General features: G+C 69.1%; 13 protein-coding genes. 4 read left to right on the top strand and 9 right to left on the bottom strand.

What is annotated here, in order from left to right; genetic code table 11:
* Window positions 1-94 precede the first annotated feature (94 nt).
* The gene (locus RPX00_RS43105; RefSeq protein WP_406634517.1) at window positions 95-682 is read left to right on the top strand and encodes a TetR family transcriptional regulator; all 588 of its coding nucleotides are present in this window, start codon (window positions 95-97) and stop codon (window positions 680-682) included.
* 15 nt (window positions 683-697) lie between these two features.
* Here the strand turns inward: RPX00_RS43105 and RPX00_RS43100 are convergent, their stop codons facing one another.
* Complete coding sequence (locus RPX00_RS43100) at window positions 698-1,522, bottom strand: SDR family NAD(P)-dependent oxidoreductase (protein ID WP_406634514.1); 825 nt, start codon at window positions 1,520-1,522, stop codon at window positions 698-700.
* 69 nt (window positions 1,523-1,591) lie between these two features.
* On the opposite strand from RPX00_RS43100, the gene RPX00_RS43095 reads away from it, so the two are divergent.
* Both RPX00_RS43095 and RPX00_RS43090 read left to right on the top strand, forming a co-directional pair.
* A complete protein-coding gene (locus RPX00_RS43095) occupies window positions 1,592-2,362 on the top strand; it encodes an SDR family oxidoreductase (protein WP_406634513.1) in 771 nt (256 codons plus the stop codon).
* Between the two features lie 13 nt (window positions 2,363-2,375).
* Complete coding sequence (locus RPX00_RS43090; RefSeq protein WP_406634510.1) at window positions 2,376-3,581, top strand: acetyl-CoA C-acetyltransferase; 1,206 nt, start codon at window positions 2,376-2,378, stop codon at window positions 3,579-3,581.
* 51 nt (window positions 3,582-3,632) lie between these two features.
* On the opposite strand, the gene RPX00_RS43085 is transcribed toward RPX00_RS43090, so the two are convergent.
* Window positions 3,633-5,201, bottom strand: a complete 1,569-nt coding sequence (locus tag RPX00_RS43085; RefSeq protein ID WP_406634508.1) for an AMP-binding protein — start codon at window positions 5,199-5,201, stop codon at window positions 3,633-3,635.
* Between the two features lie 73 nt (window positions 5,202-5,274).
* On the opposite strand from RPX00_RS43085, the gene RPX00_RS43080 reads away from it, so the two are divergent.
* Complete coding sequence (locus RPX00_RS43080; RefSeq protein WP_406634506.1) at window positions 5,275-5,886, top strand: TetR/AcrR family transcriptional regulator; 612 nt, start codon at window positions 5,275-5,277, stop codon at window positions 5,884-5,886.
* A gap of 5 nt (window positions 5,887-5,891) precedes the next feature.
* Here RPX00_RS43080 and RPX00_RS43075 read toward each other — a convergent pair whose 3' ends face one another.
* The 7 genes from RPX00_RS43075 to RPX00_RS43045 are packed head-to-tail and all read right to left on the bottom strand — an operon-like array spanning window position 5,892 to window position 12,008.
* Window positions 5,892-6,662: a CoA-transferase subunit beta gene (locus RPX00_RS43075; RefSeq protein ID WP_406634503.1), complete on the bottom strand. Its 771-nt coding sequence runs from the start codon at window positions 6,660-6,662 to the stop codon at window positions 5,892-5,894.
* Complete coding sequence (locus RPX00_RS43070; protein WP_406634501.1) at window positions 6,659-7,531, bottom strand: CoA transferase subunit A; 873 nt, start codon at window positions 7,529-7,531, stop codon at window positions 6,659-6,661. The genes RPX00_RS43075 and RPX00_RS43070 overlap by 4 nt, the downstream gene beginning before the upstream one ends.
* A gap of 23 nt (window positions 7,532-7,554) precedes the next feature.
* Window positions 7,555-7,986: a VOC family protein gene (locus RPX00_RS43065; protein ID WP_406634498.1), complete on the bottom strand. Its 432-nt coding sequence runs from the start codon at window positions 7,984-7,986 to the stop codon at window positions 7,555-7,557.
* Entirely contained in the window at window positions 7,983-9,029 is a 1,047-nt protein-coding gene (locus tag RPX00_RS43060; RefSeq protein ID WP_406634496.1) for an acyl-CoA dehydrogenase family protein, read from the bottom strand. Before RPX00_RS43060 ends, RPX00_RS43065 begins: the two co-directional genes overlap by 4 nt.
* Window positions 9,029-9,982: an acyl-CoA dehydrogenase family protein gene (locus RPX00_RS43055; protein WP_406634494.1), complete on the bottom strand. Its 954-nt coding sequence runs from the start codon at window positions 9,980-9,982 to the stop codon at window positions 9,029-9,031. The genes RPX00_RS43060 and RPX00_RS43055 overlap by 1 nt, the downstream gene beginning before the upstream one ends.
* Window positions 9,979-11,133 carry an acyl-CoA dehydrogenase family protein gene (locus RPX00_RS43050; protein ID WP_406634492.1) on the bottom strand — a complete coding sequence of 385 codons (1,155 nt, stop codon included), beginning with the start codon at window positions 11,131-11,133 and terminating at the stop codon, window positions 9,979-9,981. The genes RPX00_RS43055 and RPX00_RS43050 overlap by 4 nt, the downstream gene beginning before the upstream one ends.
* Window positions 11,130-12,008, bottom strand: a complete 879-nt coding sequence (locus tag RPX00_RS43045; protein ID WP_406634490.1) for an enoyl-CoA hydratase — start codon at window positions 12,006-12,008, stop codon at window positions 11,130-11,132. Before RPX00_RS43045 ends, RPX00_RS43050 begins: the two co-directional genes overlap by 4 nt.
* Window positions 12,009-12,077: the final 69 nt, after the last annotated feature.

Genomic DNA, 12,077 nt, shown 5'->3' with positions numbered 1-12,077 from the left:
CGCTCCTCAACAAACAGACTGTTCGGTCTATTGCGACGGTAGCGGGACCGGGCCGATTCGGCAAACAGACTGGTCTGTTGTTATCGTGCCCGGCATGGCAGACAAGCCGCTGACCTCGCGCGGCGCCGTCACCCGGCAGCGCATCCTGGACGTGGCGACCCAGGAGTTCGCCGAGCACGGGATCGCCGGGGCGCGCGTCGAACGCATCGTGGCTGCCGCCCGCACCAACAAGGCGCAGCTCTACGGCTACTTCGGCAGCAAAGAAGGGCTGTTCGACGCCATTTTCTCCGCCTCGCTGGAGCGGATCATGACCGTCGTGCCGATCGACGCCGCCGACCTCGCCGGCTGGGCGGTCCGCCTCTACGACGAATATCTCCGTCGCCCCGACCTCATCCGGCTGGCCACCTGGGCGCGGCTGGAACGGCAGCCGACCGGGCACCTCGTCGGCGACAGCGATCGCCTCGACGAGGCCAAACTGCGCGCGATCGCCGACGCGCAAGCCGCGGGCGCCGTCCGGTCCGGAGATCCGTTCGACCTGATGGCCATGGTCATCGCGATGTCGATGGCCTGGTCTCCGGTCAGCAACGTCTACGCCGCCAGCGACCAGGAGCCTCCGGAACTGCACGAGCAACGCCGGGCCTTGCTCCGCGACAGCGTTCAGCGCGTCATCGCACCGGGCTGAGGATAGGGCTCGCCCTCACACCTCCCGGGGAAAGTTCGTAAACCCCTTCCTGTTAGTCCTCAGGTACCACCCCGAAGCGGCCAGTGTCCCGCCGTCCACCGGGATCGTGTGGCCGGTGACGTAGGAAGCCGCGTCCGTCGTCAGGAACTCGATCACCTTCGCGTACTCGTCCACGTGCCCGAACCGGCCCAGCGGCACCCATGTCTCGATCGCGGACGGGTCGTTGTCGCGCAGCATCGCCGCGGCGGGCGTCTGCTGGCTGTCGGCCAGGTCCGGCGCGATCGCGTTCACCCGGACACCATGTCGGCCGACCTCGACGGCCAGGCTCTTCGTGAAGGCGGAAACCCCGGCGTTGTAAGCGGAATACACCGCGTGCCCGGGGATGCCGCGGAAGGCTTCCACCGTCGAGTTGTTCACGATGACGCCCGCGGAGTGCGAGATCATGTGCGGCAGCACCCGGTGGGTGAGCTTGAAGACGTGCAGCAGGTTCAGTTCGTGCAGCCGCGCCCACTGTTCCGGGGTGCTGTGCAGGAAATCCCGGGAAGCGGGACGGAAATCGCCGACGTTGTTGACCAGGACGTCGATCCGGCCGTCGCCGAGGCGTAACGCCGCGGCGGTGACGGAATCGGCCACCTCGTCCGCGACGATGTCGCCGATGACCGTTTCGCACACCCCGCCAGCCGCCTTGATCGCGGCCTGAGTGTCAGCAGCGGCGGCGGGATCGATGTCGTTCAGCACGACCAGGTCTCCGCGCGCGGCCAGGCGGCGGCTGGTCGCCCCGCCGATTCCCAGCGCGCCTCCGGTGATGATGCTGACCCGGCGGATTGCGTCCTGTGGCATGGAAAACCTCCTCGCCCTCAACCTAGCATTTGTTTGGTAAGCTGAGCGCTCCCGGCGAGAAGGAGCAGCATGCCTGTCAGCTTCGACCTGTCCGATCGCGTCGTTCTTGTCACCGGCGGAGCGCGCGGCGTCGGCGACGGCATCGTGGCGACGTTCCTCGAGGCAGGGGCTCAGGTCGAGATCTGCGGGCGTACTGAGCCCGAGAAGCTGCGCGAGGTGGACGGGCGGAAGGCGCGGTTCACGCAGGTCGATGTGCGGGAGCCGGAGCAGGTCAGCGAGTGGCTGGCGGCGATCGGCGAGCGGCACGGGCGGCTGGACGTCGTGGTCAACAACGCGGGCGGCGCGCCGTTCGCGCAGTTCGCGGATGCCTCGCCGCGGTTTCATCGCAAGATCAACGATCTCAACTTCCTGGCCGCGGCGTACGTGCTGCATTCGGCGTATCCGATTCTTCGCGAGACACCAGGGGCGTCGGCGGTGAATGTCACGTCGATTTCGGCGCGGCGGGCCAGTCCGGGCACTGCGGTGTACGGCGCGGCTAAGGCGGCGTTGGAGAGTCTCACGACCAGCCTGGCGGTCGAGTGGGCGCCGCAGGTGCGGGTCAACGCGGTCAGTTGCGGGTTGGTCGAGACGCCGGGTTCCGAAGACCACTACGGCGATCCGGCACAGCGCGACGCGGTCGCCCGGACTATCCCGCGTGGACAGTTCGCGTCGCCGGCCGAGGTCGGCCAAGCGTGTTTGCTGCTGGCTTCGCCGCTCGCGAGCCACGTCAGCGGAGCAGTGCTCAATGTGGACGGAGGCGGCGAATGGCCCGCTTTCCTCCAGCACACCCCCAATGCCTGAGGAGGACCCAGCTGTGCCCGAAGCCGTGATCGTCTCCGCCGCCCGCTCGCCGATCGGGCGGGCATACAAGGGCTCGCTCAAAGACCTGCGGCCGGACGACCTCGCCGCGCAGATGGTCGAAGCCGCGCTGGCGGCGGTCCCGGAGGTCGATCGCATCGACGACCTGATGCTCGGCTGCGCGCAACCGGCTGGCGAGCAGGCGTACAACCTCGGCCGGATGGTCGCGCTGCGGCTCGGTCTCGACGCGGTGCCGGGTACGACTGTGCACCGGTACTGCGCGTCTTCGCTGCAGACCACGCGGATGGCGATGCACGCGATCCGCGCCGGTGAGGGCGACGTGTTCGTTTCAGCGGGCGTGGAGTGTGTTTCCCGGTTCTCCCAAGGCAAAGCCGACGGGATGCCGGACACGAAGAATCCGCTGTACGCCGATGCCATGGCGGTGACGGAGAAACGCGCTGGTGGCGGTCTGCAGTGGACAGACCCGCGTAAGGACGGTGCGCTGCCGGACGTCTACATCGCGATGGGCGAGACCGCCGAGAACGTTGCTGACCATTGTGGAGTGTCCCGGGCGGACCAGGACGCGTTCGCGGTGCGCAGCCAGAACCTTGCCGAAAAGGCGGGAGCGTTCTGGCAGAAGGACATCACGCCGGTGACGCTGCCGGACGGCACCGTGGTGTCCACAGACGACGGTCCGCGAGCGGGTGTGACGCTGGAGAAGGTGTCTCAGCTGAAGCCGGTGTTCCGTCCAGATGGGACGGTCACCGCGGCGAATTGCTGTCCGCTCAACGACGGGGCGGCCGCGCTGGTCGTGATGAGTGACGTCCGCGCGCGGGAGCTGGGGATCCAGCCGCTGGCGCGGATCGTGGCCACCGGGGTGTCCGCGCTGAGCCCGGAGATCATGGGGCTCGGGCCGGTCGAGGCGAGCCAGCAGGCATTGAGCCGGGCCGGACTGTCCGTTAAGGACATTGACCTGGTGGAGATGAACGAGGCCTTCGCCGCGCAGGTGTTGCCGTGCGTCGATCAGCTGGGACTGGAGATCGACCGAGTCAACGTGCACGGCGGGGCGATCGCGCTGGGGCATCCGTTCGGCTCGACGGGGGCGCGGATGGCGACGACGTTGCTGCACGGTCTTCAAGCCAGGGACGCGACGTTCGGGCTGGAGACGATGTGCGCGGCGGGCGGGCAGGGGATGGCGATGGTGCTGGAGCGGCTGGCCTAAAAGCTCGTGAGTGGCTATGCCGGTTCTCACCGGCATAGCCACTCACGAGGCTCAGCCCAGCTCCCGCTTCACGATCTTCCCGCTGGCATTCCGCGGCAGTTCGGCGATAGCCACGAACTCGCGCGGCACCTTGAAGTTCGCCAGCCGCTCCCGGCAGTACTCGCGCAGCGCGGCCGAATCCAGCTCGACCCCCGCCCACAGCGTCACGTACGCGCGGCCCACCGAGCCCATCCGCTCGTCGTCCACGCCGATCACCGCGGCCTCCACGACATCGGGATGCGTGCTCAGCACGTTCTCCACCTCGGCCGGGTACACGTTGAATCCGCCCACGATGAACATGTCCTTGAGCCGCCCGGTGATCTTGACGCACCCGTGCTCGTCCAGCTGCCCGACGTCGCCGGTGTGCAGCCAGCCGTCGGCGTCGATCGCCGCCGCGGTCGCTTCCGGGTCGTCGAAGTAGCCGAGCATCACGAACTCGCCGCGGATGAGGATTTCGCCGTCGGCGCCGACCGGCACGTCCTTGCCCTCGCTGTCGACCGTCCGGATCTCCAGCCCGGGCACCGCCGGACCGGTGGTGTGCGCGACGTGCCGAGGGTCCTCGTTCGGCCGCGACTGGGTGGCTACCACGCATTCGGTCAGCCCGTACGCCTGCGCGACCTGCTCGAAGCCGAGAATTTCCAGCATGTCCGAGAACAGGTTTTCCGGCACCGACGCCGCGCCGGCGATCGCGAAGCGCAGCGACGACAGGTCGAACTCGCCGCGCCGGGGGTGGTTGATCAGCGTGGTGAAAATGGTCGGCGCGCCGGGCAGGACCGAGATCCCGGCCTCCTGGACCAGCTCCATCAGCGCGACCGGGTCGAAGGTCAGCACCGGGTAGATCGTCGTGCCCGCGGTGATCGCCGCGACCACCCCGGCTTTGTAGCCGAACGAGTGAAAGAACGGGTTGACGATCGCGTACTTGTCGGCCGGGCTGAGCGAGGCGCCTTTCGCCCAGACGTCCGCGACGCCGATCGTCTGGGCGTGCGTGCTCATCACGCCCTTGGGCACACCGGTGGTGCCCGAGGTGTACAGGATGTCGGCCACCGTGGACGGCGTCACCACGGATTCGTCAACCGAAGGGACCGCGTCCGCTCCGGCGAGGAATTCGTTCCACGGCAACGCAACGGCGTCGGATCCGAGGTCGATCACGGTGTGCAGCCGCGGAAGCCCCGGCACCGCGCCGGAGCCGCCGGAGCCCGAGCGGGAGGCGGCCTCGGTCAGCATCCCGAGGTAGTCGTTGCCGAGGAATCCGTTGCACAGCACCAGCACCGAAGCGCCGGACCGTTCCAGCACCACCCGGGCCTCCTCGCCGCGGTACCGGGTGTTGATCGGCACCAGCGCCGCGCCGAGGCACTGCGCGCCCAGGAAGGTCAGGATGAATTCCACCCGGTTGGGCGACCACACCGCGACCCGGTCGCCGGACTGGACGCCGGCCGCGGCCAGCGCGCGGGAAACGGTGCGTACCCGCTCCCGCAGTCCGGTCCAGGTCAGCCGTGTCGTACCGTCGACCACAGCCGGAGCGTCGCCGTGGCGGCGGGCGGCTTCGTCGAGCAGGGCGGGCATCGTGCGAGGCGTCGACACGCGGGTCTCCTCACTGAACAAGTGCTTGTTCGGTAGCATAGGGGAAAGCAGCGGGCAGGAAGGGATCCATGCGATGACTCCGCGAACCGGCCGGGCCCCGGCCAAAAACGGCGGCACCCGGCGCGGGGAGCTGCTGGGCATCGCCGCGCAGCTCTTCGCGACCCGGGGCTACTCCCAGACCACCGTCCGCGACATCGCCGACGAGGCGGGCATTCTTTCCGGGAGCCTGTACCACCATTTCGCGTCCAAAGAAGACATGCTCCGCGAGATCCTCAAGGAGTTCATGGACGACCTGCTGGCCGCGTTCACCGAGATCGCCGGGAAGGACGGCACGCCGCGCGAGCAGTTCGACGCGCTGGTGTACACCGCCTTCGAGACCATTCACGAGCGGCCGTTCGCGGTGGCGCTCTACCAGAACGAATCGGCCGTCGTCGGCAGTCTCGCCGATTTCGAATTCGTCGGGAAAGCATCGCTGAAGATCGAAAAACTGTGGCTCGGCGTGCTGCAGGCGGGCCGCGAGACCGGCGAGTTCCGCGCCGACCTCGAGACGAGCCTGGTGTACCGGTTCATCCGGGACACCGTCTGGTCGTCGGTCCGCTGGTACAACCCGCGCGGCAAGCTCCGCCACGACGTCGTGGCGGAGCAGTACCTCTCGATGCTGTACGGCGGTTTGCTCGCCGGCTGAGCGGTTCAGGACCGGGACACCTTGACCTCCCGGTCCCGGGCGCCCTTCGGATCGAGCACGGTGCGGATCAGGTCCAGCTCGTGCTCGTCCGGCTCCCGGGTCACCCCGGCGCCGCTGAAGTCCAGCTCGAAGCCGGTATTCGAGCGCACCTCGTCCTCGGTCACACCCGGGTGCAGCGAACGCACCTTGAGCCGTCCGTCGGCGTCGTAGTCGAGCACCGCCAGGTCGGTCACCACCACGCCGAGGTCGTGGAACCGCAGCGCCGTCGAGGGGTGCGCGCGGGCGCGGTCGTTGCCGACGCCGGACACGATGTCCACCCGGTCCACGAAGACCCGGCTCGAATGCCGGCTCACCCAGTAGTCGGTGCGGTGGTTGACCGTGTTGCCCGGCGCGCCGCGCATGCCGATCAGCTGGCGTTTCGGCTTCCGCCAGTCGCCGATCAGCGAGATGTTCTGGTTGCCGAACCGGTCGATCTGGCTCGCGCCCATCATCGAATGCCGCCGCCCGGTGTTGAGGATGTCGAAGATCCGGCCGAACGGGGCCCACGCCTCGACGGTGCCGCCGGCCGCGGCGGTTTTGCCGAGCGGCGGCGGGTCGGCCATGAAGTGGCATTCGCCGTCGGACAGCACCAGCTCAGGGGAGTGGGTGAGCCGGGCCAGCCGCGCGCTGATCGCCGGGACCGTGCCGACCGCGTGGGCCAGCACTTCGCCGGAGCCGCGCCACGCGTCGGAGCACGCGGCGACGCAGACCTCGGCGCGGGTAGCGGGGGCACTCATGCGGACTCCTTCTCGGTCGCGCGGTGGAAGGCGCGCACTGCTTCGTGGTAGCTGGCCTCGTCGCCGGTCAGGAAGGTTTCGCGGAAGCGCTGCCACGATTCCTCGTCCTGCGCGGACTGTGCGTAATGCCGCTGGAACGCCTCGTCGCGGCCGTAATCCGGGTCGCACGACGTGAAGTGCGCGCCGTTCGGGGCCTCGATCACGCCGTTCACGAACATCCGGCTGATGAGCAGCGACGTCGACCGCTCGGTGGCGGTGAGGTCCTCGGTGTCCACGATCTTCTCGACGCTCAGCAGCGTTTTGTCGGACGCCATCGCGAACAGGTCGTCGAAGTACGGGTCCGGGCCGAGGAACTGGCCGTTGCCGAGGGTGTCGCTGCGGTTGAGGTGCAGCAGCGAGACGTCCGGGCGCACCGCGGGCACCGCGATGTAGACGTCGTCGTCATACGGCGACGCGACGGTCTTCAGCTCGGGGTTCATCAGCAGCACGTCGCTTTCCAGCCCGGACCGCGTCGGCAGGAAGGACAGCCGGTTCGCGCCCGCCCGGAGCGACGCGACGAACATGCCCTCGTCGTACTCGGTCGTCTCGACCCGGCCGCCCTCACGTGCGGCACGGAAATGCGGGTCGAGCGGGATCGTGTCGAGCGTGACGAACCCGTAGATCACCCGGCGCACCTTGCCCGCCGCGCACAGCAGCCCGACCTCGGGCCCGCCGAAGGTGACCAGCGTGAGGTCTTCGACGTCGCTGCGCAGCAGCTCGCGCACCATCGCCATCGGCTTGCGCCGCGACCCCCAGCCGCCGATCCCGACAGTCATCCCGGATTGGACGTACTCGGTGACGCCGTCCAGGGTCATGGACTTGCCGCCCATTCGTTCCTCCATATTCGTCTTGCTCAGCCAGGCAGTTGCACCAGTTCGACGCGGACCCGGTCCGGATCGAGCACGTAGACCGCGCGGCAGCCCGCCATCGGATGGCTGGTGACGATCGGCTCCGAGATCGCGACAACCCCACGGCCGCGCAGCCGCTCCAGCGTCGCGTCCAGGTCGGTGACAGTGATCGCGACGTGCGCAGCACCCGCTTGGCCGTGGTCCGGGTCGAGCCGCGTCGGCGACCCGTTTTCGTACTGCAGCAGTTCGACCACCGTGTCGCCGTCGTCCGCCGACACGAAGCTCTGGCGCACGATCACGCCGGGATATCCGGTGACTTCGTCGATCCGCGGGCCGCTGCGCTCAAAGGGACCTTCGACGTTGCCGCCCAGCAGATCGCGGTAGAACTCCGTCGACACGGCGAGGTCGTGCACGGTGATTCCGACGTGGTGGATCATAGCCGCGCCCGGTGTTCGCGGGCGTCGCCGAAGAGGTGCGCCAGCGCGTGCGCGCGTTTGAAGTACAGCTGGGCGTCGTGTTCCCAGGTGATCGCGATTCCGCCGTGCAGCTGGATGGTTTCGGCAGCGACAGTGGTGAAAGCCTCGCTGCACCACGATTTCGCGTAGGCGGCCTGCTGGACGAGATTGTCGCCGTTGCTGGCCGCGAACCCCGCCGCCCACGAGATCGAGCGGGCGGTTTCGACCTGCACCAGCATGTCCGCGACCCGGTGTTTCAGCGCCTGGAACGAACCGAGCGGACGGCCGAACTGCTCGCGCTCCTTGAGATGCGCGACCGTACGGTCCAAACAGGACTGTGCACCGCCGACTTGCAACGCGGTGCAAGCGATCGCGGCGATGGCGTGCAGCCGGGGGAGGGCTTCGGTGAAGTCGGCGGCCAGCAGGGTTGCCGGGGTGTCGCGGAATCTGACCTTGGCGAACCTGAGCGTTTGGTCGACCGCTGGGGTCGCCTCGGCGATCGGAGAGGCTTGGAACAGCGCGGGGCGTCCGTCGGCCATCGCGACCACCAGCAGGTGCGACGCCTGCGCACCGTCCAGCACCAGGGTCGCGGTGCCGTTCAACTTTCCGCCCGATGCGACTACATCCGAACCATCGGTCCGATAGCGTCCTTCACTGTCCGCCCAGGCCAGCGCGACCACTTCGCCTGCGGCAATCCCGGGAAGCAGCTCCGGCGCGTCCGCGGCCAGCAATGCTTGCGCGGCAAGCACTCCGGACCCCAGCAGCGGCGACGGTGTCAGGCTCGCGCCCAGCTCCTCCAGCACGACATGCGTTTCGAACAGGCTGAACCCGGCCCCGCCGTACTCCTCGGGAATGGCCAGCGCCGCGACCCCGATCTGCTCGCACAACGCGGACCACAGCTCGGTGTCGTATCCGGCCGGCGACTCGATCGCCGCCCGCAGATCGGTCTTCGCGGCCCGTCGCGTGACCAGGCCGCGGACGGCAGCGGCGAGTTCTCGCTGCTCGTCGGTGAGCGCGAAGTGCATCAGCGACCCCTCATCAGGCTCTCCAGCACCCGCGCGCGGTGCACGGCCGGCGTGCCCCAGCAGCCCACGAGCGCCCGGACGCGCAGCAGCCACAGGCTCAGGTCGCATTCGAGCGTGTAGCCGATCGCGCCGTGCAGCTGCAGTCCGGTGCGCGCGGCGAGCTGGGCCGCGTCCGAGGTCGCCACCTTCGCGGCCGAGATCGCGCGGGCGTTCGGTTCGCGGGCCGCGCCCAGGAGCAGCGGACGGGCGAAGTCGAGCGCCACGCGGACGTCGGCGGCGGCGTGCTTGAGCGCCTGGTACTCGCCGATCACGCGGCCGAACTGCCGTCGTTGACCGAGGTAGGCGACGGTGTCGGCCAGCATCCGCTCGCCGCAGCCCAGCAACTCCGCCGCGCAGGCGAGGCTGGCGAGGTCGAGCGCTTTCTGCCGTGTTTCCGGGGCCAGCGGCCGCACCTCGGCACCGGCGGTCACCTCGAAGAGGTGCCGAGACGGGTCGACCGACTCCAGCGACCGGCCGATTTCCGCGCGGGACAAGGAATCGCCGACCACGAAGACGTCCGTCGCGACATCCGCGTCCAGCGCGTACGGAGTGTCCGGCGCGCTCGCGAAGGTCACCACCGCGTCCCCGGCAGCCAGGGAGGACAGCAACGAACCGTCGGTGACCAGCGCGGGAGCGGCGGCGATGGACTCGATCACCGGACCCGGCACGCCGTGGTACCCGAGGCGCTCGAAGGCCACGATCAGATCGACCGGGGTCCCGCCGACGCCGCCGTGTTCCTCCGGCACGCTCAGCGCGGTGACGCCCAGCTCGGCCAGCTGCTTCCACAGCAGCAGCCCGGATTCCGGCCGCTTGGCCGCCCAGGACCGGTTGACGCCGGGGACGTCGGCCGAGCCCAGCAGGGCGTCCAGCGCTTCGGCGAACGCGCGCTGTTCGGCGGACAGCCGGAACTTCATGCTTGTGCCTTCCTGCGTTCGCCCCGGGGAAGGCCGAGCAGCCGTTCCGCGACGATGTTGCGCTGGATTTCGTTGGTACCGGCGTAGATCGGGCCGCCGAGGGCGAACAGGTAGTCCTCGCTCCAGCGTCCGCGCAGCTCCTGCTCCGGGCCGAGCAGGTCCAGCGCGGTTTCCTGAATGCCGAGGTCGAGCCCGGTCCAGAACAGCTTGTTGACGCTGCCCGCCGCGCCGACGTCGCCGCCGTGCTGGACGTGGTCGACGGTGTCCCAGGTGTAGAGCCGGTAGGCCTCGGCCTTGATCCACGCGTCGGCCACCCGGTCGCGCAGGTGCGGGGCTTCGGTGCCGCGTTCGGCCCAGAGGTCCAGCAGCCGGTTCGCCGCCGCGAGGAAGCGGCCCGGCGAACGCAGCGACAGACCGCGCTCGTTGCCCGCCGTGCTCATCGCGACCCGCCAGCCGTCGCCGACCCCGCCGAGCACGTCCTGATCAGGTACGAAGACGTCGTCGAAGAAGATCTCGGCGAACCCGCAGTCGCCGTCGAGCTGGGCGATCGGCCGGACCGTGACGCCGGTGGAGTCGAGCGGGAACAGGAAGTAGGTGAGGCCGCGGTGCCGTTCGGCCTCGGGATCGGAGCGGAACAGGCCGAAGCCCCAGTCCGCGAACGGGGCTCGGGAACTCCAGATCTTCTGACCGTTGAGCACCCAGCCGCCGCGTTCGTCGTCGCGCACGGCGGTGCTGCGGATCCCGGCGAGGTCGCTGCCCGCCTCGGGCTCGGACCAGGCCTGCGCCCAGATCCGGGTGCCGTTCGCGGTCAGCGGCAGGTGACGCTGGCGCTGGTCGTCGGTGCCGTGCTCGAAGATGATCGGGGCGAGCAGCGAGATGCCGTTCTGCGCGATCCGGGTCGGCGCGCCGCTGAGGTAGTACTCCTCCTCGAACAGCACCCACTCGGTCAGCGTCGCGTCGCGGCCGCCGTATTCGGCGGGCCAGGTGACCACCGACCACCGGCCCTCGGCGAGCTTCGCCTCCCACTCGCGGTGCGCGCGGGCCCCGTCCTCGGTGTCCATCGACGGCAGCGGGCCCGGGCTGTTCTCCTTCAGCCAGGCCCGGGCCTCCGCGCGGAACTCCTCTTCCGCGGCGGTGAATTCCGGGCTCATGACTCTCCCGCGGCTTTCTTGTTGGCCTTCGCCATCGAGCGCGCGTCGAGCCCGGCGAGCGAATCGGTGTCCAGTTCGGCGTTGTGCGCGTGCGCGGCGTGGTGCAGGCCGAACACCGAGTCCATTCCGGACCGCATGCCCATCAGGTCTTCGGCCTGGTTGACGGCCTTCTTCGTGAGCGCGAGGCCCAGCTGCGGCATCTGCGCGATCCGCTCGGCGATGGCGAACGTCGCCTCCTCGAGTTCCGCGCGCGGGACGACGTGGTTGACCATGCCGAGCGCCTGCGCGCGCTCCGCGCCGAACCGGTCCCCGGTGTAGAGGAACTCCTTCGCCGCGCGCGGATTCATCACCCACGGATGCGCGAAGTACTCGACGCCGGGGATGCCCATCCGCACCACCGGGTCGGAGAAGAACGCGTCGTCGGAGGCCACGATGAAGTCGCACGACCAAGCAAGCATCAGGCCGCCCGCGATGCACGCGCCCTGCACCATCGCGATCACCGGCTTCGGGATCTCCCGCCACCGGCGGCACATGCCGAGGTAGACCTCCGATTCGCGGGCGAACCGCGAATCGACGCCCGCCCGGTCGGTGTGGTCCCACCAGATGACCGCTTTGCGCTCGAAGCTCTGGTCGATGTCGCGGCCGGGGGTGCCGATGTCGTGCCCGGCGCAGAAGTGCTTGCCGTTGCCCGCCAGCACGATCGCCTTGACGTCCGGATCGTCCACCGCCCTGGTGAAGGCGGCGTCCAGCGCGTAGGTCATCTTCGAGTTCTGGGCGTTGCGGTACTGCGGCCGGTTCAGCGTGACGACCGCGACCGGACCGCGCACCTCGTACGTCACGACCTGCTCGTCGGTGCTTTCTTCGGTTCCGCTCAACGCGCATCACTCCTTCTCGGTTCGGCGGCGATGCTACCAAACAAGTGCTTGGTTTGGTAGCGTGGCGGG

The organism is Amycolatopsis sp. WGS_07, from assembly GCF_045278895.1.
Lineage (GTDB): Bacteria > Actinomycetota > Actinomycetes > Mycobacteriales > Pseudonocardiaceae > Amycolatopsis.
This window is presented reverse-complemented; position numbering and strand designations above follow the sequence as displayed.

Coding starts and splice junctions, on each gene's coding strand:
- RPX00_RS43095 (WP_406634513.1), top strand. CDS start 1,592: ATGCCTGTCAGCTTCGACCTGTCCGATCGCGTCGTTCTTGTCACCGGC.
- RPX00_RS43075 (WP_406634503.1), bottom strand. CDS start 6,662: ATGAGTGCCCCCGCTACCCGCGCCGAGGTCTGCGTCGCCGCGTGCTCC.
- RPX00_RS43060 (WP_406634496.1), bottom strand. CDS start 9,029: ATGCACTTCGCGCTCACCGACGAGCAGCGAGAACTCGCCGCTGCCGTC.
- RPX00_RS43105 (WP_406634517.1), top strand. CDS start 95: ATGGCAGACAAGCCGCTGACCTCGCGCGGCGCCGTCACCCGGCAGCGC.
- RPX00_RS43080 (WP_406634506.1), top strand. CDS start 5,275: ATGACTCCGCGAACCGGCCGGGCCCCGGCCAAAAACGGCGGCACCCGG.
- RPX00_RS43100 (WP_406634514.1), bottom strand. CDS start 1,522: ATGCCACAGGACGCAATCCGCCGGGTCAGCATCATCACCGGAGGCGCG.
- RPX00_RS43070 (WP_406634501.1), bottom strand. CDS start 7,531: ATGGGCGGCAAGTCCATGACCCTGGACGGCGTCACCGAGTACGTCCAA.
- RPX00_RS43055 (WP_406634494.1), bottom strand. CDS start 9,982: ATGAAGTTCCGGCTGTCCGCCGAACAGCGCGCGTTCGCCGAAGCGCTG.
- RPX00_RS43065 (WP_406634498.1), bottom strand. CDS start 7,986: ATGATCCACCACGTCGGAATCACCGTGCACGACCTCGCCGTGTCGACG.
- RPX00_RS43050 (WP_406634492.1), bottom strand. CDS start 11,133: ATGAGCCCGGAATTCACCGCCGCGGAAGAGGAGTTCCGCGCGGAGGCC.